Annotated in this window: 19 protein-coding genes; 9 read left to right on the top strand and 10 right to left on the bottom strand. The window is 67.5% G+C overall.

Features of this window, described 5'->3' with window-relative positions; all coding sequences use genetic code 11:
• Window positions 1-19: 19 nt before the first annotated feature.
• Window positions 20-1,453 (bottom strand): NAD-dependent succinate-semialdehyde dehydrogenase, encoded by a 1,434-nt coding sequence (locus AC6BOR_RS12685; protein WP_498058753.1) that lies wholly within the window; start codon window positions 1,451-1,453, stop codon window positions 20-22.
• Between the two features lie 111 nt (window positions 1,454-1,564).
• On the opposite strand from AC6BOR_RS12685, the gene AC6BOR_RS12690 reads away from it, so the two are divergent.
• From AC6BOR_RS12690 to AC6BOR_RS12705, 4 genes are read left to right on the top strand one after another with little or no spacing between them, the layout of a single operon-like run.
• The gene (locus AC6BOR_RS12690) at window positions 1,565-2,869 is read left to right on the top strand and encodes a spinster family MFS transporter (protein WP_498058754.1); all 1,305 of its coding nucleotides are present in this window, start codon (window positions 1,565-1,567) and stop codon (window positions 2,867-2,869) included.
• Complete coding sequence (locus tag AC6BOR_RS12695; protein ID WP_498058755.1) at window positions 2,844-3,749, top strand: haloalkane dehalogenase; 906 nt, start codon at window positions 2,844-2,846, stop codon at window positions 3,747-3,749. Before AC6BOR_RS12690 ends, AC6BOR_RS12695 begins: the two co-directional genes overlap by 26 nt.
• A 5-nt stretch (window positions 3,750-3,754) precedes the next feature.
• Window positions 3,755-4,165 (top strand): DUF1330 domain-containing protein, encoded by a 411-nt coding sequence (locus AC6BOR_RS12700; RefSeq protein ID WP_086117652.1) that lies wholly within the window; start codon window positions 3,755-3,757, stop codon window positions 4,163-4,165.
• On the top strand, window positions 4,162-4,824 hold the full coding sequence (locus tag AC6BOR_RS12705) for a 2-hydroxychromene-2-carboxylate isomerase (RefSeq protein ID WP_498058756.1): 663 nt from the start codon (window positions 4,162-4,164) through the stop codon (window positions 4,822-4,824). The genes AC6BOR_RS12700 and AC6BOR_RS12705 overlap by 4 nt, the downstream gene beginning before the upstream one ends.
• Here AC6BOR_RS12705 and AC6BOR_RS12710 read toward each other — a convergent pair.
• Together AC6BOR_RS12710 and AC6BOR_RS12715 are read right to left on the bottom strand one after the other, a co-directional pair.
• Window positions 4,821-5,441, bottom strand: a complete 621-nt coding sequence (locus AC6BOR_RS12710) for a YoaK family protein (RefSeq protein WP_498058757.1) — start codon at window positions 5,439-5,441, stop codon at window positions 4,821-4,823. The genes AC6BOR_RS12705 and AC6BOR_RS12710 overlap by 4 nt on opposite strands.
• A gap of 21 nt (window positions 5,442-5,462) precedes the next feature.
• Window positions 5,463-6,518 carry an MBL fold metallo-hydrolase gene (locus tag AC6BOR_RS12715; RefSeq protein ID WP_498058758.1) on the bottom strand — a complete coding sequence of 352 codons (1,056 nt, stop codon included), beginning with the start codon at window positions 6,516-6,518 and terminating at the stop codon, window positions 5,463-5,465.
• A gap of 99 nt (window positions 6,519-6,617) precedes the next feature.
• Here AC6BOR_RS12715 and AC6BOR_RS12720 point away from each other — a divergent pair, with 99 nt between their 5' ends.
• The 4 genes from AC6BOR_RS12720 to AC6BOR_RS12735 all read left to right on the top strand — a co-directional run bounded on the left by AC6BOR_RS12720 (window position 6,618) and on the right by AC6BOR_RS12735 (window position 9,303).
• Window positions 6,618-6,989 carry a DUF4345 family protein gene (locus AC6BOR_RS12720; RefSeq protein ID WP_498058759.1) on the top strand — a complete coding sequence of 124 codons (372 nt, stop codon included), beginning with the start codon at window positions 6,618-6,620 and terminating at the stop codon, window positions 6,987-6,989.
• Between the two features lie 74 nt (window positions 6,990-7,063).
• The gene (locus AC6BOR_RS12725; protein WP_498058760.1) at window positions 7,064-7,651 is read left to right on the top strand and encodes a TetR/AcrR family transcriptional regulator; all 588 of its coding nucleotides are present in this window, start codon (window positions 7,064-7,066) and stop codon (window positions 7,649-7,651) included.
• A gap of 84 nt (window positions 7,652-7,735) precedes the next feature.
• On the top strand, window positions 7,736-8,239 hold the full coding sequence (gene purE / locus AC6BOR_RS12730; protein ID WP_498058761.1) for a 5-(carboxyamino)imidazole ribonucleotide mutase: 504 nt from the start codon (window positions 7,736-7,738) through the stop codon (window positions 8,237-8,239).
• Window positions 8,239-9,303 carry a 5-(carboxyamino)imidazole ribonucleotide synthase gene (locus AC6BOR_RS12735; RefSeq protein WP_498058762.1) on the top strand — a complete coding sequence of 355 codons (1,065 nt, stop codon included), beginning with the start codon at window positions 8,239-8,241 and terminating at the stop codon, window positions 9,301-9,303. The genes purE and AC6BOR_RS12735 overlap by 1 nt, the downstream gene beginning before the upstream one ends.
• Here AC6BOR_RS12735 and AC6BOR_RS12740 read toward each other — a convergent pair whose 3' ends face one another.
• On the bottom strand, window positions 9,304-10,935 hold the full coding sequence (locus tag AC6BOR_RS12740; RefSeq protein ID WP_498058763.1) for a M28 family metallopeptidase: 1,632 nt from the start codon (window positions 10,933-10,935) through the stop codon (window positions 9,304-9,306).
• A gap of 74 nt (window positions 10,936-11,009) precedes the next feature.
• Here AC6BOR_RS12740 and AC6BOR_RS12745 point away from each other — a divergent pair, with 74 nt between their 5' ends.
• Window positions 11,010-13,793: a M16 family metallopeptidase gene (locus tag AC6BOR_RS12745; protein ID WP_498058764.1), complete on the top strand. Its 2,784-nt coding sequence runs from the start codon at window positions 11,010-11,012 to the stop codon at window positions 13,791-13,793.
• Between the two features lie 12 nt (window positions 13,794-13,805).
• On the opposite strand, the gene AC6BOR_RS12750 is transcribed toward AC6BOR_RS12745, so the two are convergent.
• The 6 genes from AC6BOR_RS12750 to AC6BOR_RS12775 all read right to left on the bottom strand — a co-directional run bounded on the left by AC6BOR_RS12750 (window position 13,806) and on the right by AC6BOR_RS12775 (window position 20,417).
• Window positions 13,806-14,465: a DsbA family oxidoreductase gene (locus AC6BOR_RS12750; protein WP_498058765.1), complete on the bottom strand. Its 660-nt coding sequence runs from the start codon at window positions 14,463-14,465 to the stop codon at window positions 13,806-13,808.
• Window positions 14,466-14,477: 12 nt separating this feature from the next.
• Window positions 14,478-15,377: a c-type cytochrome gene (locus tag AC6BOR_RS12755; protein WP_498058766.1), complete on the bottom strand. Its 900-nt coding sequence runs from the start codon at window positions 15,375-15,377 to the stop codon at window positions 14,478-14,480.
• Between the two features lie 38 nt (window positions 15,378-15,415).
• Entirely contained in the window at window positions 15,416-16,255 is an 840-nt protein-coding gene (locus AC6BOR_RS12760) for a GNAT family N-acetyltransferase (RefSeq protein ID WP_498058767.1), read from the bottom strand.
• Window positions 16,256-16,353: 98 nt separating this feature from the next.
• Entirely contained in the window at window positions 16,354-17,649 is a 1,296-nt protein-coding gene (locus tag AC6BOR_RS12765) for an AmpG family muropeptide MFS transporter (RefSeq protein WP_498058768.1), read from the bottom strand.
• Between the two features lie 31 nt (window positions 17,650-17,680).
• On the bottom strand, window positions 17,681-17,965 hold the full coding sequence (locus AC6BOR_RS12770) for a DUF167 domain-containing protein (protein ID WP_498058769.1): 285 nt from the start codon (window positions 17,963-17,965) through the stop codon (window positions 17,681-17,683).
• A 124-nt stretch (window positions 17,966-18,089) separates the two neighbouring features.
• Window positions 18,090-20,417, bottom strand: a complete 2,328-nt coding sequence (locus tag AC6BOR_RS12775; protein WP_498058770.1) for a TonB-dependent receptor — start codon at window positions 20,415-20,417, stop codon at window positions 18,090-18,092.
• Between the last annotated feature and the right edge of the window lie 64 nt (window positions 20,418-20,481).

A 20,481-nucleotide genomic window follows, 5' to 3' on the forward strand; every position in this document is an offset into this window, starting at 1 on the left:
GCGGCGGGCGCAAGTCGCATCAATGCTGGTGGATGGCCTTCACCACCTGAAAGGCGCGCATCCCCTCCGGCCCGTCCTCGCTGCCGTGGCCGCTGTCCTTCACCCCGCCAAAGGGCGCATCGGCCGCGCTCATTGCCATCATGTTGATGCCCACCATGCCGGCCTCCACCGCGTCCGAAAGGATGTTGGCGGTGCGGGCATTCTCGGTGAACAGATAGGCGGCAAGGCCAAAGGGCAGGCGGTTGGCTTCGGCAATGGCGCCGTCGAGCGTTGTGACACGGCTCACGGTGGCAACCGGGCCGAACGGCTCCTCGTTCATCAGCCGGGCGGTCAGCGGCACATCGGCCAGCACGGTGGGGGCCCAGAAATTGCCGGCGCTGCCCAGCCGCTCGCCGCCGGCCAGCAAGGTTCCGCCCTGCGCCAGTGCATCGCCGATCAGGCTGGCCATGGCCATCGGCCGGCGCGGGTTGGCCAGCGGGCCCATCTGGGTGGCTGCATCCAGCCCCGGCCCCACCTGCAGCGCCCGCGCGCGCTGCGCCAGCGCAGCGGCAAAGCGGTCGGCAAGGGCATCGTGCACAATGATGCGGGTGGGAGACACGCAGACCTGGCCGGCGTTGCGCCACTTGAAGGCACTGACCATGGTCACCGCCTTTTCAAAATCGGCATCCTCCCACACGATCACCGGGCCATGGCCGCCCAGCTCCATAGTGGTGCGCTTGGCCCCGGCGGCGGCCAGTTCCATCAGATGCTTGCCCACCGGCACCGATCCGGTGAAGCTGATCTTGCGGATCACCGGGCTGGCGATCAGGTGGCGCGACACCTGATCGGGCACGCCGAACACCATGCTGGCCACCGGTGCCGGCAGCCCGGCATCGATGAAGCATTGCAGCACCAGGGCGGCGGTGCCGGGGGCCTCCTCGGGCGGTTTGATGATCATGCTGCAGCCGGCGGCCAGCGCCGGCGCCAGTTTGCGCGCCGGGTTCAGGATCGGGAAATTCCATGGGCACAGCGCCAGGCTGGGGCCCACCGGCTCGTGCACCACCAGGCTGCGGTGCCCGGCCGGCCGCGCCAGCACCCGGCCATAGTTGCGGCGCACCTCGCCGGCATAAAACTCCACCAGCGCCGCCGTATAGGCCGCCTCGCCGCGCGCTTCGGCCAGCGGCTTGCCCTGTTCCAGCGTGGCGGTGGTGGCGATCATCTCGCTGCGCTCGCGGATCAGCCGGGCGGCGCCGGCCAGCACAGCGGCCTTCTGATCGATCGATGTCGCCCGCCACAGCGGATAGCCGCGCTGGGCCGCATCCAGCGCGGCATCCAGATCGGCCGTGGTGGCCAGCGGCAGCTCCGCCAGCGGGCGGCCATCGGCCGGGTTGATCACCACATGCGCATCGCGGCCCTCGCGCGCCAGCCAGTGGCCATCGATGAACAGGCTGGGCCGGGCGGGATAATCGGTCATGGCAGGGCTCCTTTGCCTGTCCTCTCTAATCCAAGCAGCTTGCCAGCCAAGGGGCTTGCAGGCAGGCTGGCAATAGGACGGGCAACAGCCCGCCGATGGGGAGGGAAATGGATGGGCGCCAACGCGCTGCCAACCGCTGTGCATCCGCGGCTGCTGCTGTGGACATTGCTGGTCGTCTATATCTTCAACTTCATCGATCGCCAGATTGTCTCGATCCTGGCCGAACCCATCGCCCGCGAACTCCATCTGTCTGACAGCCAGATCGGCCTGATGACCGGCCTGGCCTTCGCGCTCTTCTATGCCACGCTGGGCGTGCCCATCGCCCGCTGGGCCGACAAGGGCGGGACGGACCGGTCCAGACTCATCGCCATCTGCCTGGTGGTGTGGTCCGGGATGACGGCGCTGTGCGGACTGGCGCAAAATTATTGGCAGCTGCTGCTCGCCCGCATCGGGGTCGGCGTGGGCGAGGCCGGCTGCACCCCCACCGCCCATGCCCTGATTGCCGACAGTCTGCCGCCCGAAAAGCGCGCCGGCGGCATCGCCTTCTTCGGCCTTGGCATCCCCATCGGCGGCCTGATGGGCACGCTCATTGGCGGCGGCGTTGCCGAGGCGCTGGGCTGGCGCCAGGCCTTCTGGCTGGTCGGCCTGCCCGGCATTGCGCTCGCCATCTTCGTCTGGCTGGTCCTGAAAGACCCGCGCCGCGCCCGTGCCGCCCCCGTCAACGCGCCGCCGCGCCTGTCGATGTGGGCCGGGCTGAAGGCCCTGGCCACCTCGCCGGCCTATTGCATGATCCTCGCCGGGGCCTCGCTCGTCGCCTTCCTTTCCTATGGCAAGGGCGTCTGGGTGCTGATCTATTTCCAGCGCACCCACAAATTGTCGGTGGGCGAAACCTCGCTCTGGGTTGGCGTGATCCTCGGGATTGCCGGCATCATCGGCACCTGGGCCGGCGGCTGGGCGGCTGATCGCTGGGGCGCGAAGGATCGCCGCCACATGCTCACCCTGCCGGCGGTTGCCATGGTGCTGGCCGCGCCGATCCTGTTCATGGGCTATGCCGCCGATGATTGGCGGATGGCAATTGCGCTGCTTGTGCTGCCCACCATCGCCAATTCGGCCTATTATGGGCCGGCCTATGGCGCCGCCCAGGTGCTGGCCCGGCCCGACACGCGGGCGATGGCGGCGGCCTGGATGGTGTTTGGCCAGAATCTGATCGGGCTGGGCCTTGGCCCGCTGCTGTTCGGGGCGCTGTCGCAATGGCTGAAGGCCGATTATGGCGCCGAATCGGTGCGCATCGTGCTCTATTTCGCCGCCTGGGCCGGGCTGCTGCCGGCGCTGCTGTTCTGGCTGGGCGCCCGCGCGCTTGGCCGCGAAACCAATGGAAAGGATGTGACCGATGCAGGTCTTGCGCACGCCGGATGAGGCCTTTGCCGATCTGGCCGATTATCCCTTTGCGCCGCACTACCACCAGTTGACCGACCGGGCCTCCGGCGTGCCACTGCGGCTGCATTATGTCAATGAAGGCCCGCGCGCTGCCGCCCCCGTGCTGTTGATGCACGGCGAACCCAGCTGGTCCTATCTCTACCGCAAGTTCGTCGGCCCGCTCACCGCCGCCGGCCACCGCGTTGTCGCGCCCGATCTCATCGGCTTCGGCAAATCCGACAAGCCGGCCGCGCGCACGGATTACACGTTCGAACGCCATGTCGAATGGATGAGCGACTGGCTGACCGCGCTCGATCTCAAGGGCATCACCCTGTTCTGCCAGGATTGGGGCGGCCTCATCGGCCTGCGCCTGGTGGCTGCCTTCCCGGATCGCTTTGCCCGGCTGGTCATTGCCAACACCGGGCTGCCGGTGGGCACCGGCTGGTCGCCGGGCTTCAAGGCCTGGCTGGATTTCTCGCAAAGCGTGCCGCAATTCCCGGTCGGCTTCATCGTCAACGGCGGCACCACCCGCGAACTCACCCCGGCCGAAGTTGCCGCCTATGATGCGCCCTTCCCCAACGAAGGCTTCAAGGCCGGCGCCCGCCAGTTCCCGGCACTGGTGCCCGTTACCCCCGAACATGCCAGCGTCGCTGAAAACAAGGCGGCGTGGGAGGTGCTGTCCCGCTTCGACAAGCCGGTCGTCACCTGTTTTTCCGACAAGGATGCCGTGACGGCGGGCGGCGAGAAGGTCTTCATCGAACGCGTGCCGGGCGCCCGTGGCCAGCCGCACACGATCGTGGCCGGCGGCGGCCATTTCCTGCAGGAAGACGCACCCGAAGAGCTGGTGCGCATCATCCTCGACCATATCAACAGGGGGTAAGCCAGATGCAGGTGACCAACGAGACCGCGCCCCGGCCGGAACTGGCCCAGGCCTTTTTCAGCGATGCCGATCATGGCCCGATGGTCATGGTCAACCTGCTGAAGTTCAAGGACAAGGCGACCTACCCTGACGGCCGCGATCCCGATCTGTCGGGCCGCGAGGCCTATGACCGTTATGGCGCTGCCGTGGTGGATTGCCTGAAGGCGGTGGGCGGCCATGTCGTCTATTCCGGCCCGGTCACCGGCATCCTGTTGGGCGATGTCGGGGAACTCTGGGATGCCGTCGCGCTGGCCTATTATCCCAGCCCCCAGGCGATGCTGCAGATGGTGGCAACGCCCGAATATCAGGCCATCGAGATCCACCGCTATGCCGGGCTGGCCGGCCAGCTCAACATCCGCACGAAACCCCGCCCATGACCGGCAAGTCACCTCTGGCCTTCGACCTGTTCTGGTCCTTCCGCTCGCCCTATTCCTATCTGCTGCTGCCACGCGTGGTTGATCTGGTCGCCACCCATGATGTCGCCTGCAATGTCCGCATCGTTTATCCCATCGCGGTCCGGCAGGCGGATTTCTTCCAGAAGGTCGATCCGCTGTGGATGTTCTATCTGATGCGCGACACCTATCGCGAGGCGGAATATCTGGGCATGCCCTATCGCTGGCCCAAGCCCGATCCGGTCTACATGGACCCGGCCACCCGCCTCTATCCGCCCGAACAGCCGCACATCCACCGCCTGTCGCATCTGGGCATCGCCGCGACAGAGGCCGGGAAGGGCCTCGCCTTCATCCGCGAAGTCTCCCACACCATCTGGTCGGGCGCCATCGATGATTGGCACGAGGGCGATCATCTGGGGGAGGCCGCCGCCCGCGCCGGGCTGGACCTTGCCACGCTCGATGCCGCTGTCGCCGCCAATCCCGATCATTACCGCGCCCAGATCGAGGCCAATCAGGAGGCCCAGCGCGCCGCCGGCCATTATGGCGTGCCGCTCATGGCGCTGGAGGGCGAACCCTTTTTCGGCCAGGACCGGTTTGACCAGCTGGTCTGGCGGCTGCGGCAGAAGGGCCTACAGCCGCGCTAAGCGTCAATCACCAGCGCCAGCACCGCTGCCACGCCGGCCGCCACGCCCAGATTGGCGATGCCCAGCACCGGCCAGGCCAGCGCACCGGCCACCGCGCCGCCGATCATCGCCAGCCACAGCAGCAGCCAGGGCAGAAACGCCAGCGCCGGGCCGCCAGCCAGCGCCAGCCCCAGCCGCTGGCCGATCTTGACCAGATTGCCGGTCATGAAGGTCAGGCTGATCTTCACGTCGCCGCCGGTTTCGAACACGCAATTTTCCGCCCCCATTGCCATCGCCGCCAGCAGCAGCGCCGGCCAGATCGCCCCGGCCAGCCCGACAGCGCAGCCTGTGGCCAACAGCGCCGCCACCAGCAGCAACTGCCCCCGCCGCCGCTTGCCCAGGTGCGGGCCAGCCCAGGTCGCCAGCGCCACCCCGGCCACAAAGGCAGCGATCAGGCTGCCGGCCAGCGCCGCCAGGCCGCGCGCTTCGGCAAGGCCAATGCCCAGCCGGGTGGAATTGCCGCTCATGAAGCTGATGAACAGCCCGCCCGACGCGATGAAGCCGACGGCATCGACATGGCCGGCCAGCGCCGCCAGCCCGGCGGCGATGATCTGGTCACGCCGGGGATGATCCTGCACCGCCTCAGCCCGCTGCCCGGATCACAGGCTCTTCATCTCGATCTTGTCGCTGCCGGCCGGCAGGTGCAGCAGGGTGCCGTCGCGGGCGATGTTGATCTTGCCGTCAAACCGGCTGGGCGCATCGCCCAGGAAGGCGGCATCGAACAGCCGGTTGGGCACCGGCGGCACGATGTGGGTGAGCATCAGCATCTTCACCCCGGCCTGTGCCGCCAGCGCCGCCGCCTGTTCCGGCGTGGCGTGATAGGACAGGATATCGCGGGTGATCTGGGCGGTGCGGGCCTGGCCGCTGTTGGCCAGGCCGCGCGTGATCGCCGCCACCAGCCGCGGCTGCAACGCTTCGTGCACCAGCACATCGGCGCCCCTGGCCGCCGCGCTCACGGCCGGCGTGCTGGCGGTATCACCGCTCACCACCACCACCCGGCCCTTGTATTCGATGCGATAGCCATAAGCCGGCACCACCGGCCGGTGATCCACGGCAAAGGCGCTGATCAGCAGGCCGCCTTGATTCCAGACCACCCCTGGCGCGGTTTCCCGGCCGGCAAAACGGCCGCCGCCGGTTGGCGCAATCGCCTCGCCATGATGGGCGGTGCGATATCCGGCGTCGGCCTTCAGCATCAGATTGTAACCGGCCGCCACATCATTGGTGCCCGGCGGGCCGACCAGCGGCAGCGGCGTGGTGGCGGCACTGCCGGTCCAGCGCAGCAGCAGCGCCGGCGCCAGCCCTTCGATATGGTCGCTGTGCAGATGGCTGAGCAGCACGCCATCCAGCCCGCCCAGCCGCACGCCCATGCCGGCCAGCTTGCGCACGCCGCCATCGCCGCCATCGATCAGCAGCATCGTGTCACCGGCCAGCACGGCCAGGCAGGATTCGGCGCGCTGCGGATCGGGCAGTGGGGAACCGGTGCCGCAGAAGATAAGGGTCAGGCCATCGCTGCCGTCCAGCGCCTTGGCCAGCACATCGCGGCCGGCGCGGCGCTCGGCAATCCGGTCAAACAGCCAGCCGCCCAGCACGGCGCGCCCAGCGACGCCCAAGCCCAGCACCAGCAGCAGCACCGCCACGCACCCAAGTTTGCGCATCGCCATCCTCCCCAGGAAACCAAGCAAGCCTAAGCAATATCGGGGCATTGGCAAGCGCCCGCCGGTTGCTAAGCTGCCGGCCGACAAGGGGAGGGGTCCATGCACAATATCCTGCGCGTTCTGGTCGGGCTGGTCGGCCTGTTCAACATCGCCATCGGGCTGGGCTTCATGGCGCGGCCGGCGCAACTGGCGGCGGGTTTCTTCCTGTCGCCGCTAGGCAGCCAGGGTCTTGTCACCCTGCGTGCCGATTTCCCCGGCTTCTTCATCACCGGCGGGGCCTTTGCCTTGTTGTCGTCCGTGCGGCGCGATGCCCAGGCGACGCTGGTTCCGTTGGCGCTGCTGGCGATTGCCCTCACCGGCCGGGTGGTGAGCATCGCCTTGGACGGCATGGCGCCGACCGCCATCCAGCCAATGGTGGTGGAAGCCGTGATGATCGGCCTGCTGCTGCTCTATCGCCGCACCCTGGGCTGATCCCCGCACCGCCCGCCGACGGGGCAATCCGGGCAATTTGCAAAGTGCCCGGCTGATGATAGTTTGCCGGCCAAATGAAGAATCCCGGCTTCCATGAAACTGACGGACGGCGCCTGCGCTCGCAGGCCAGCCGGGAACGCATCATCGATGCGGTGGTGGCGCTGATCGATGAAGGCCATACCAATCTGAACGCCGAATTCGTTGCCGATCGCGCCGGGGTCGGCCTGCGCAGCGTGTTCCGCCATTTCGGCGACATGGCCTCGCTCTACACCGCCGTGCTCGATCGCATCGGCCGCCGCTATGCCCATCTTGCTCGCCCCTATCAGGCGACCGATTGGTCGGGGCAGCTGCGCGAGGCGCTCGGCCGGCGGCTTGAGGTGTATGAAGGCGGCCTTGCCTTCAGTCGCGCGGCCTCGATGCACCGCGACGGCAGCGCCACCATGGGCATGGGGCCCAGCGTGTTCAACGAACTGCTGCGTTCCCGCCTTGAGTCCGTGGTGCCGCCGGCGCTGCAGGCCGATGTGATGTGGTTTGAACAGGTTGATCTGTGGCTCAGCCTTGATTGCTATGCCAGCCTGCGACAGCGCCGGGCCATGACCCACACCGATGCCGCCGAACTGATGACCCACGCGATCGAACGGCTGATCGCCGAAAAGCTCTGAACCCCGCGGCAGGCGCGAATTTCTTTGCGTGCGCACCGGCCAGCGGCTAAACGCTGCCGCTTTCCGCAGGCAAGGTGAACGGCCATGGCAAGCGAACAGCCCCCGCTGGTGGGCATCATCATGGGCAGCCAATCCGATTGGCAGACCATGGTGCACGCGGCCGAAATTCTGGCCACGCTGGCCGTGCCGCACGAAACCCGGATCGTTTCCGCCCACCGCACCCCCTTTCGCCTGCATGATTATGCGCAAGGCGCTGCGGCCCGTGGGCTGAAGATCATCATCGCCGGGGCCGGCGGCGCCGCGCACCTGCCCGGCATGGCCGCCAGCATGACCAGCCTGCCGGTGCTGGGCGTGCCGGTCGAATCCCGCACGCTGAAGGGCATCGACTCGTTGCTCTCCATCGTCCAGATGCCGGCCGGTGTGCCGGTGGGCACCTTTGCCATCGGCAAGGCCGGCGCCGTCAACGCCGCCCTGCAGGCGGCCGCCATCCTGGCCCTCAATGATCCGGCGCTGGCGGCCCGGCTCGCTGCCTGGCGCCAGGCGCAAACCGATGCCGTGGCCGACGCGCCATCGGATGATCTGCCCTGATGCTCTCTCCCGGATCGACCATCGGTATCCTGGGCGGCGGCCAGTTGGGCCGCATGCTGGCGATGGCCGCAGCGCAGCTGGGCTATCGTTGCCACGTTTTTGCCCCCGAAGACGCGCCGCCTGCCACCGATGTGTGCGCCGCCGTCACCCGCGCCGAATTTTCGGACACGGCGGCACTCACGGCCTTTGCCAATGCGGTCGATGTCGTCACCTTTGAATGGGAAAATGTTCCCACCGCCGCCGTCCGCCTGCTGGCCGGGCTGGTGCCGGTCCACCCCGGTGTCCACAGCCTCGAAGTGGCGCAGGACCGGATGGCCGAAAAACAGTTCGTTGAATGGCTCGGTGGCCGCACCGCGCCCTGGGCCCCGGTGTCGAGCCGCGCCGAGCTGGACGAGGCCATTGCCCGCATCGGCCTGCCCGCCATCCTGAAGACCCGCCGCTTCGGCTATGACGGCAAGGGTCAGGCCCGCCTCCACAGCGCCGCTGATGCCGATGCCGCCTGGGAGGCCATCGGCCAGCAGCCTGCCATCCTGGAAGGCATGGTGGAATTCGCCCATGAATACAGCGTGATGCTGTGCCGTGGCGCTGATGGCGCCCAAGTGGATTGGCCGGTGCCGGTCAATGTCCATGCCGGCGGCATCCTTGCGTCCTCCAGCCTGCCGGCGCCATCGCTGGTGCGGGCCCAGGCCGCCGATGCGGTGGCGCTCAGCCGCCGGATTGCCGACAAGCTGGGCCACATCGGCGTGCTCACCTGCGAATTCTTCGCCTGCCGCGATGGCCTGCGCTTCAACGAAATGGCGCCGCGCGTCCACAACAGCGGACACTGGACGATCGAGGGCAGCCTGACCAGCCAGTTCGAGAACCATATCCGCGCCGTCGCCGGCCTGCCGCTGGGCCCCACCGATCTGGTGCTGCCCAAGGTGGAAATGCTAAACCTGATTGGCGATCAGGCCGATGATTGGCCGCGGTTGTTTGGCCAGGCCGGCGCCCATGTCCATCTTTACGGCAAGGGCGCCTCCCGCCCCGGCCGCAAGATGGGTCATGTCACCCGCTTAAGCCGCTGATCAGGGTTTCTTGGCTTTCGGTGCCCCGGCCGCAAAGGCGTTGCCGAAATAATCCCCTTCATACCAGCGCGGTGCCGCCTTGCCATTGGCCAGGCCGCGGATGATGCCGATGTTCAGCCGCGTCCATTTGGCGGCGGCGTTCCAGTCGAACGGCAGATCCAGCTGGTCCGACACCTCGTGATAATTGTTGAGGCGGAACATGCGCTCGGCCTCCTTGCAGGCAAGCCCGCCCTTGGTGTCCGTCCAGCCGGTCTTCAGGAACACCGATGGCACGCCCTTCCTCACAAAGGGATAATGGTCCGAACGGGTGAACACCGCCTCTTCCGGCTGCGGATCGGGGGAAACGCCAAGCTTTTCGGCCTTCGCGGCCTGCGCCACCAGCATGCCGATGGTCGAACGCTCTCCGCCAAAGGCGACGACATCGCCGAAATCACAGGTCAGGATCGGCATGTCGATGTTCACATCGGCGACGATCCGCTTCACGTCCACGGTGGGGAAACGCGAGAAATAATCCGCACCCAACAGGCCGGATTCCTCCGCCGTGGTGGCCAGGAACAGCACGGTGCGCTTGGGCGGGGCCTTCACCAGCGCGGTCGCTGCCTCCAGCAGGGTGGCGGTGCCGGCGGCATTGTCCATCGCGCCGTTGTAGATGGCATCCTCACCCGGCTTGGCGCCCACCTTCATGCCGACATGGTCGCTGTGGCCCGAAATCACCACGATCTCATTGGCCAGCGTCTTGTCGGTGCCGGGCAGCAGTGCCAGCACATTGGGGCTGCTGATCCGCTCCACGCTGGTGGCGCGGCGCACGGTGAAGCGGCCGGGCAGGGCGAAGCCCTTGACCATGCCCTTGGCGGCAGCGGCGCGCACAGCGGCAAAATCCATCGGGGCATTGGCAAACAGCGCGGTGGCGGCGGCATCATCAATGGCAGCGCGCACCTTCAGGCCGGCGCCATCGCCCAGCGGCTGGCCGCTGGGATCCAGCAGCAGCCGGCGCGGCAGCCGGGCCCGGCTGGCATATTTGTCCCACGGCAGCCTGGCAGCCTCTTTCATTGTGCGGATGGTGATCACGCCGATGGCGCCCGCCGCCTCGGCCCCCGTCGCCTTGGTCACGCGCGCCAGGTGAGCAGCAATCTCGCTATTCATGCCATCGGGCGCGCCCGACAGGACAACGGCATATTTGCCCTTCAGATCGAGCCCGGCATAATCATCAATGCCCTGCGATGGGTCCTGAAGGCCATAGCCGACAAACACCATCTCGCCGGTCACCTCTTCCGCGCCGGCCGTGTTGCCCGGCGACACCACCAGGCCAACGCCGTTTTCCAGCGTCAGCTTGGTGGCACCCAGATCCAGCACCGCCGATTCGCGCTCGCTGGCGAAGCGGCTCTCGGCAAACTGGATGCGCTGGAACCAGCCGTTGGTGCCGGCCGGCTGCAGGCCCAGCCGGGCGAAATGCTGGGCGATATAATTGGCGGCAATCTCGTGCCCGCGGCTGCCCAGCCCGCGCCCTTGCAAGAGATCATCGGCCAGAAAGGCGACATGGCTGCGGAAACTGGCGGCCAGCGGATCGGCGGGCGGCGGGGCTGCGGCGATCAGCGGCAGGGCGGCGGCGGCGAGCAGGAGCGGCTTGTTCATTGGCGCGCTGTATCAGTCGCGCTATGCACCGGCAAATGCCTTGTTTTGACGGGATGCCGCGCATGAAGCCCTTGATGATCGCTGCCCTGGCCAGTCTGATGCTGGCGCAACCGGTTGCAGCCCAGCCGGCCAACCCGCCGGCGGCCTCCATCGCCGCCCTCGTCGATCAGGTGCGACTGCCCTATGAGCAGTTCACCCTGCCCAACGGCCTGCGCGTCATTGTCCACACCGATCGCAAGGCTCCCATCGTCGCGGTCAGCGTGTGGTATCATATCGGATCGAAGGACGAGCCGGCCGGCAAGTCCGGCTTTGCCCATCTGTTCGAACATCTGATGTTCTATGGCAGCGAGAACAACGACGGCGTGTTCTTCAAGAAGCTGGAGAATGTCGGCGCCACTGATGCCAACGGCACCACCTGGTTCGATCGCACCAATTATTTCGAGAATGTGCCCACGCAGGCGCTGGAGCTGGCGCTGTTCCTCGAATCCGATCGCATGGGATGGTTGCTGGGCGCCGTGAACCAGGCCAAGCTCGATGCCCAGCGCGGCGTGGTGCAGAATGAAAAGCGCCAGGGCGACAACGAGCCGTTCGGCCTCACCGGCTATGCCATGCTGAAGGCGCTGTTCCCGGCCGGCCACCCCTATGCCCATGATGCCATCGGCTCCATGGCCGATCTCAACGCTGCCAGCCTGGCCGATGTGCAGGCCTGGTTCCGCGCCAACTATGGCCCCAACAATGCCGTGCTGGTGCTGGCCGGCGACATTGATGCGGCCACCGCGCGCACGCTGGTGACCAAATATTTCGGTGCGATTCCAAAGGGCCCTGAGGTAAAGCGCCTCGCCGCGCCGGTGCCGCGCTGGGATCAGGAACGGCGCGAGACATTGTATGACAAGGTGCCCACGCCGCGGCTGAGCTGGCACTGGCCGGTGCCCGACCGGCTCGACCGCACGTCGGCGCTCGCCGATATCGGCCTCACCGTGCTGGCCGGCGGCCCCTCCTCGCGGCTTTACAACGAATTGGTGCGCAAGCGGAAACTCGCGGTCGCCGTGTCAGGCGGGGTGCAGGCCTATGAAAAGGTCGGCATGGCCGAGCTGGAGGTGCGCCTTGCCCCCGGCGCCAGGCCCGAGGAGGTGGAGGCCATCGTCAGGCAGACGCTGGCGGATTTCATCGCCACCGGCCCCACCGCCGACGAGGTGAGCCGTGTTGCCACCCGCAATGTCGCCGGCACCATCCGCGGGCTGGAGGCGGTGGGCGGCTTTGGCGGCAAGGCGGTCGCGCTGGCCGAAGGCGCCGTCTATGCCGGCAATCCCGAACAATATCGTGTTGAACTGGGCTGGTATGCCAAGGCGACGCCGGCCGATGTGCAGGCCGCCGCCCGCGACTGGCTGGGCAAGGGCGCCTATGTGCAGACCGTGCTGCCCGGCGACCGCCCCGCTGCCGAGGAGGTGCCGCCGCCGCCCAGGCCCGCCAAGGTGGCCGAGCCGGCACGTGGCCCCGCCCGCATGGCCGAGCCGGCGGTGGGTGCCGCCCCGCTGCTGCAATGGCCGGCGGTGGAACGCTTCACCCTCGCCAACGGCCTCAGGGTCGAATTCGCCCGCCGCACCACCGTGCCGCTGGTGCGCATGATGCTCAGCCTAAATGGCGGCATGGCCGCCGATGAGCGTGGCAAGCTCGGCATCCAGTCGATGGCGCTCAACCTGCTCGACGAAGGCGCCGCCGGCATGACCGGCCCGCAGATTGCCGAGGCGCGCGAGCGGCTGGGCGCCGGCATCGGCACCTCGGCCGGGCAGGACCGCACGCGGCTGACGCTGGATGCCCTCGCGTCCAACCTCGCCCCGTCGCTGAAGCTGTTTGCCGATATCGTGCAGCGCCCGGATTTCCCGCCCGCCGAAATCGAACGGGTGCGCGGCCAGCAGCTGGCGGCCCTGGCGCAGGAGGCCAGCAACCCCATTGGCATCGCCCGGCGCATCCTCACCCCGGCGCTCTATGGCCCCGAACACCCCTATGGCGCGCCGCCCAGCGGGCTGGGCACGCCCGAAAGTGTCAAGGCCATTGCCCGCGATGATCTGATCGCCTGGCACAAGCGTTGGGTACGCCCTGATGCCGGCACCCTGTTCGTGGTCGGCGATATCACCACCGCCGATCTGAAGGCCCAGCTGGAGGCCGCCTTCGGCAACTGGCGCGCCGATCCGGCCGCCGCAGCCGGGGTGGTGATGCCGGCCACGCCGCCGCTGCTGCGCCAGCAGCGCATCATCCTGGTGGACCGGCCGAACAGCCCGCAAAGCCTGATCCTGGCCGGCAGCCTCCTGCCCATCACCGGTGGGCAGGAGCTCTATGCCGAACGCGCCGCCGCTGACATATTGGGCGGCCTGTCCACCAGCCGCATCAACATGGACATCCGCGAGGAGAAGAACTGGGCCTATGGCGCCTTCGCCGGCCTGTCCGATGGCAAGGGCCAGCTCTACAGCATCATCTATGCCCCGGTGCAGACCGACCGCACCGGTGACAGCATCAAGGCGATGATCGGCGACATCGCCGCCATCAAGACCGCCAAGCCGATCACGGGCGAAGAGCGTGACCGGGCAGTGGCCAACAGCGTGCTGGCCCTGCCGGGCGAATTCGAACGCGGCACCGCCTTCCTGTCGGCGATGGAGCGCAACAATCTCTTCGGCCGGCCCGATGATTACTACATCAACGTGGCCAAGCGCATCACGGCGCTGACCACCGCCGATCTCAACCGCGCCGTGCAGCTGTTTGGCACCGACGATCTGCTGTGGGTGATCGTGGGTGACGCCGCCAAGGTGGAGCCGCAACTGAAAGGGCTGGGCCTGCCGGTGGAGGTGCGCAAGGGGCCGTAAGGCGGGGGAGCCTTACACCTCGCCGGCCATAATCCGCCGGATCACCTTTTCAAAGGTGGCTGGGGGCTGGCCGCCCATGACGGCATATTTGCCGTTGAAGATGATGGCCGGCACGGCGTGGACATCCTGTTCCTGCCGCCACCAGTTTTGCGCGGCGTTGACCTCGTCGGCATAGCGGCCGCTGGCCAGCACCTCGCGCGCGGCGGTGGGATCGAGGCCGGCGCTGGCGGCGGCCGTCACCAGCACCTCCCGGTCATTCAACGGCTCAGCGCGGCTGAAGTGCGCTTCGAACAGCGCGGTCTTCAAGGCGTGGGCCTTTCCGGCCTTTTCCGCCCAATGCAGCAGCCGGTGGCAATCATGGGTGTTCCAGATCATCGCATCGGGCCCGCCCTTGAAGCGGAAGCCCAGTTGTTCGCCCATCGCCTTGATCTGGCTGCGGGCGGCCTCACCGGCTTCGGGCGGGCGGCCATATTTGCGGGCGATATGGTCGGCGCTGTTCTCGCCTTCGGGGGGCATGCCGGGGTTGAGTTCAAACGGATGGAAATGCCATTCGGCCGTCACCTCGCCGGCCAGATTGGCCAGCGCCTGTTCCAGGCTCTTCATGCCGATCACGCACCAGGGGCAAACCACGTCAGACACGAAATCGATGCGCAGCGGGGCAGGGGTGGTCATCGCGGCGGCTCCTCAGAAATCATGGCCGGGCGGCACATGGTGCGGCGGGGTGGTGGCAGGATCGCCAAGGGTGCGGCCGGCCACGCGCGTGGCATATCGGCTCCACGGCCGGTTGTGGTGTTCGGCGCGGGTGGCGGCGAGGTTGCCGGCAAAGCGCGGGTCCTGCGGGCGCACCTGGCCATCGATGAACCAGGCCACATCCCAGGCCTGCTGCACCGTCAGGCTGTGGCCATTGCCCAGCGGCATATTGGCCCGGATGAAGGCGGCGGCCTTGTCCACCTGCGCCATGCCGGCGCCCCAGTTGTAACTGCCCGGCCCCCAAAGCGGTGGGTTCACCACCGTTTCGCCATCCTTCAGCCCCTGGCCATCGGCACCATGGCAGGCTGCACAGATTTCGGTGAAAACGGCACGCCCACGCCCATCATCGGGCGGCAGCGGCGGCGGCGCGATGGCCGGAAAGCCGCGCCCCGGCGGCGACACACCAATGCGCTGCCCCTGCGCCAGCCAGCCGGCATAGGCGCTCACCGCCAGCAGCACTTCACCCCCCAGCGGCGGCGGCTTGCCGTTGATCGAATAGATGAAACAATCCTGCACGCGCTTTTCAAAGCTGTTCATGCGGCGGTTCTTGTCGCGCCATACCGGGAAATTGCCAAAGGCCGCCCACAGCGGGGCGGCGCCGGCGATGCGGCCGGCCTCCAGATGGCAATTGGCGCAGCGAAGATCATTGCCGGCAAATTCGGGCGCGGCGGCGCGCGTGTTGGTGATGATATCGAGCCCGCGCCGGATCGCTTCCCCATCAGGGCCGGCGGGGATGGCGGTTTCGGGTGGCGAGCCAATCGATTCTGGGCCGGGATCAGCCGCCGCGATGCCGGCGACGGCGGCCAGGGCCAACAGGGGAACACGCCAGCGCATGCACCATGGCTAGCGCAGGTGCGGGCGCGCGGAAACTCTCAATCGTTGGCGGCGCCGAAGCGTTCGGCATAGCGGCTGGTGATGCGGTCAACCGGCATCACCACGAACACATCCACCGTGTTGAACTGGTGATCGACATAGCCGCCATCGCCCACCATCGCGCCCACCCGCAGATAGCCCTTCACCAGCGGCGGCAGCGCGCGGGCGGCGGCACGGCCATCGATGGCGGCAGGATCGATGCAGTTCATCTCCACCCGATGCGGCGGCAGCGCGGTCGCACGCAATTCGGGCGGGGCGAGATGGTTGTGATACAGCCAGGCCAACTCGGCCAGATGCGCCCGCGGCTCGGCCCCGTGGAGCGAGGCGCAGCCAAACAAATGGCCGATGCCATGCTGCGCCAGATAGGTGGCAATGCCGCGCCACAACAGGGAGATGGTGGCGGTGGTGCGCCAGGCCGGCGCCACGCAGCTGCGCCCCAGCTCCAGCAGCTGCCGGCCGGGGCCCGATTGGGCGATCAGTGCCGACAGATCAAATTCGCCCGCCGAATAGAAGCCGCCATTGGCCATCGCCACATCCTGGCGCAGCAGGCGATAGGTGCCCACCACACGTGGGCGCAGCGCGTCGGCGTGATCGATCACCAGCAGATGGTCGCACACCATGTCATAGGGATCGATGTCGCGCCGGGCGCGGGCAGTCAGCGCATCGGGCCTGGCGCCCATCTCGTCATAGAAAATGCTGTAGCGCAGGGCCTGTGCGGCGGCGATCTCCGCCTCGCTGGTGGCCAGGCGCACATCCAGCACGCCGGCGCGGTGGATCGGCGCGGCATTGGCCAGCAAGGCGGCCGGCAATTCAACGGCGCGGGACAAGGCAAGAGTCATCGCATCAGCTCCACTGCGGTTGCCCCGCCATAACGGACGGCCATGACAGGCCGGTTGCGGATGGATGACAGCCACATGGTGACGCGATGACAGGCCGGTTACGCCGCTGCCGCAGTGTCGTCGGCCACCACCAGCCCGGCGCGCCACAGCCACAGGAAGATCAGCACGCCCGGCAGCGCCAGCGCAGTGGTGAGCCAATAGAAATTCACATAGCCCATCGCCTCGATCAGCGCGCCGGCCGTGCCCGATGAAAAGGCCCGGCCCAGGATGGCGGCGGCCGACGACAGCAGCGCGAATTGCGTCGCGGTGAAGCGCCGGTCACACAGCAGCGCCAGCCAGGCCCCGATGGTGACCCCGCCGATGCCGCTGGCAAAATTTTCAAAGCCTTGCACCGCCGCCAGCGCAATCACGTCATGCCCGATGATGGCCAACAGCGCATAGCCGGCGTTGGTGGCCGCCATCAGGACCAGCGACAGCAGCACCGAGCCGGCCAGCCCCATCCGCTTGTAGAGGAAACCGCCCACAAAGATGCCGGCCAGCATGCCGAACAGGCCAAGGCTGACATCATAGGTTGCAACTTCATCCTTGCTGAAGCCCAGATCATTGTAGAACAGCCGCACCGACAATTGGCACACCGTGTCGCCCAGCTTGTGCACCAGCACAAAGGCCAGCACGATCCACGCACCCTTGCGGCCGAGGAAATCGGCCAGCGGCGCCACGATGGAATCGCGGATGGCGGCGCCCAGCCCCTTGCCCGATCGCGGCGCCGGCGGGCGCTGCGGCTCCCCCAGCCACGCGGCTGCCACCAGCGCCGGCAGGAACAGCAATGGCGCGACCATATAGGCCAGGCTCCAGCCGGCCCGCGTGGCGATGACCAATGCGCCCGCACCCACCAGATAGGCGCCCAGCCGCCAGCCATATTGCGTCATCCCCGAACCGGCGCCCATCTGATCGTCGCGCAACCATTCGATGCGGATGGCATCGATCACGATGTCCAGCGTGGCCCCGGCAAAGCCGACGGTGATGGCGGCGGCGGCAAACAGGCCGATATCGGCGGTGGGATCCAGCGCGCCCAGCCAGGCGATGGCCAGGCTGGCAAACAGGATGGCGACCACGAGCCAGGCGCGGCGCTGGCCAATCAGGCGCGACAGCAGGGGGATGGGCGCACGGTCAATAACTGGCGCCCACAGCGGCTTGAAGCTGTAGACCAGCAGCGCCAGGCCAAAGGCCGTCACGCTTTTCTTGTCGATGCCGCTTTCCGCCAGCCGCGTGGTCAGGGTGGCGGCAATCATCGTGTAGGGCGTGCCCGATGCCATGCCCAGCGCCAGCGCCCCCAGCGGCCCGGCTTCGACATAAGGTTTGATCGCGGCAAGAAAGGATCGGTTGGCGGCCATGCGCGCCACCTTGGCGGCGGCTGGTGCCGTGTCAATGGGCAGGCGGCAGGCGCACCAGCTTGTCGCGGCCGGTTTCCCCCCGCACGATGACCAGCGCGGATCGCGGCACCCCCAGCGCCCGGGCCAGCAGCGCCAGCACGGCGGCATTGGCCTTGCCGGCTTCGGGCGTCGCCGTCACCCGCACCAGAACGGTGCCATCCTGCACGGCGATGGCATCGGCCCCGGCATTGGGCGTGACCCGGATCGCCAGCATGTGGCCGGCGGTGGCACAGGCGCGCAGCGCGGCGGCATCGGGCAGGGCGGGCTTGCGTGCCATCGGCCAAGCCAAGCCGGCGCGTGCGCCTGCGTCAACCTGTTTCGGGGCAGGGGCGTTGCCGTCCAATCAACGCCGCCTGCCCCGTCTGATCCGGCCAGAGTGGGGAGATTGATTGTGAGCCGGTTCAGAAGCGATAGCCGATGGTGATCCCGCCGGTGCGCTGATCGCCGGGCAGGCCGGCCACCAGGCCGGTGCCGCCGGGCGCCGCGGTCAACAGATCGAAATAGCGCGCCTGGAAGGCGTTGCGCACCCAGGCAAAGACCTGCACGCCAGCATCGGACTGCCAGCCCAGCCGGCCGTTGACCAGCACATAGCCCGGCGCATTCAAAAAGGCCGAGGGCGTCGGGCTGGAGGAAAAGCCGGTGCGGGCCAGCACGTCGGTGCCGGCGATCAGGCGGCCGGCATGGCCGAACAGCGTGACCTGAGGGTGGACATCGATGCCCAGCGTGCCGGCCCAGCGCGAAATGCCGGGCAGGCGCTGGCCTGAAACGTCCACCACCTGCGGCCCGCCGGTCAGCTCCAGCGGCGGCGGCGCATCGGTGAAGCGGCGATATGTGCCGTCCAGATAGGTGCCGTTGAAGCTGATGCTGACGGCATCGGAAAGCCGGGCGCTCAGTTCCGCCTCCAGCCCCTGCACCCGCACGGCCGCCGCATTGGCGAGATAGCCGCGCAGCACGCCGATCTGGGCGTTGACCACCGTGGTCTGATAATCGCTGATATCGGTGCGGAAGGCGGCGAGGTTGAGGGTGAGGGCGCGATCAAACAGCCGCGTTTTCAGCCCGGCCTCATAATGGTTCACCCGTTCCGGCCGGATGGTGGCGGCGCCCAGCAACGGGTTGCCGGCGCTATCGGTCGGCAGGCCACCCAGATTGACCCCACCCGGCTTGAAATTGCGGGCATAGGTGACATAGGCCATCACATCATCGGCCAGATCATAGCTGATGGTGGCATCGCCTGACACGTTGAAATCGTTGAACTTCGCCACATAGGCCTGCGGGCCCAGCACGCTGTTCTTCCGCGCGATCAGCACCGGATCGCTGGTGACAAGGCCGCCAGTGACGGTGGCGCGATAATCGGCATCCTTGCGATCCCAATTGAGGCGCAGGCCGCCTTGCAGCTTCAGCCGATCGTTGACCTTCCAGGCGACCTGGCCAAAGCCGGCCAGACTGTCGTTGGTGTAATCCAGTGCCACCGTCTGCCGCAGGCCATCGAGCAGGGCCGGATTGTTGCCGGGGCCCAGCAACCACAGCGCGGCGGCACTGCCCTGTTGCTGCAGCGGATCGTTGCGCAGCGTCTGGCGATAGGCAAACACGCCGCCCACCACCGAAACCGGGCCGTCGCCGCTGCTCGCCCAGCGGATTTCCTGGGTATATTGCTGCTGACGCGAGAAATTGGCCGAAACGGTGGTGATCGGCAGGCCGGTGAAATCGCGGTCGTTCGATGGATACCAGTTCCAGTAACGATAGGCGGTGATGGCGGTCAGCCTGCCCGGGCCGGCATCCCATTCCAGGGTGAGCGCGGCGCCGCCGAAAAACTGCTTGGCGGCGTGCGGCGTGTCGGTATCGACCAGCCGGTCAAACGGGTTGAGGCTGGGCGGGGCATAGCCCGATGCGGCTGCCAGTGATGCGAACTGCCGGTTGGCTGCGCGCAGCGTGGGGGCAGCCCGCACAAAAACCTGCACGCAGCAGCGCGGGTTCTGCTGGTTGTGATCGCCGGCCAGCGTGATGTCCAGATTGTCGGTCACCTTCCACAACAGGCTGCCGCGCAAGCCGAAATTGCGCTGCTGATTCTCGTCCTGCCGGGTGCGGACATTGTAGATGGTGCCATCACGGTGCGTGAACGACACGCCGGCGCGCACCGCCACCCGCTCGCTCAGCGGCCCGCTTACGGTGCCGCGCAGCTGCACAAAGCCCAGTGTGCCGGCGCTGGCCTCGATCTTGCCCTCCGGCGTGAAGCTGGGCGCCTTGGTGCGGATGTTCACCGCGCCGGCCGTGGTGTTCTTGCCATAAAGCGTGCCCTGCGGCCCGCGCAGCACCTCGATCTGTTCCAGATCGATGAAATCAAACGTCGCCGCCGCCGGCCGGCTGTAATAGACGCCGTCGATGTAAAGCCCGACGCCCTGCTCGATGCCATCGTTGGTCAGGCCGAACGGCGCGCCGAGACCGCGGATGGTGATCGCCGAATTGCGCGGGTTCGATGAGGTGAAGTTCACCGACGGGATCAGCTGCACGACACGGCCGAAATTGAAGCTGCCGGTCGCTTCCAGCCGGTCGGCCGCAATGGCGGTGATCGCCACCGGCACATCCTGCAGATTCTGCGAGCGGCGGGTGGCGGTGACGACGATGTCCGGCTCCTCCTGTGCGGCAGCCGGCGGGGCCGCATCGCCGCCGGCCGATGGGTCGGCAGCAACATTGGCAAGCAAAATCAACGGTATGACCAGGCTGGACGGCATGGTGGTAACGCTCCCCCACAAGTTGCGATTCGCAAGTCGATCAAATCCTATGCGATGAATAGGA

Source organism: Sandarakinorhabdus sp. FBCC-B8862 (assembly GCF_059745315.1).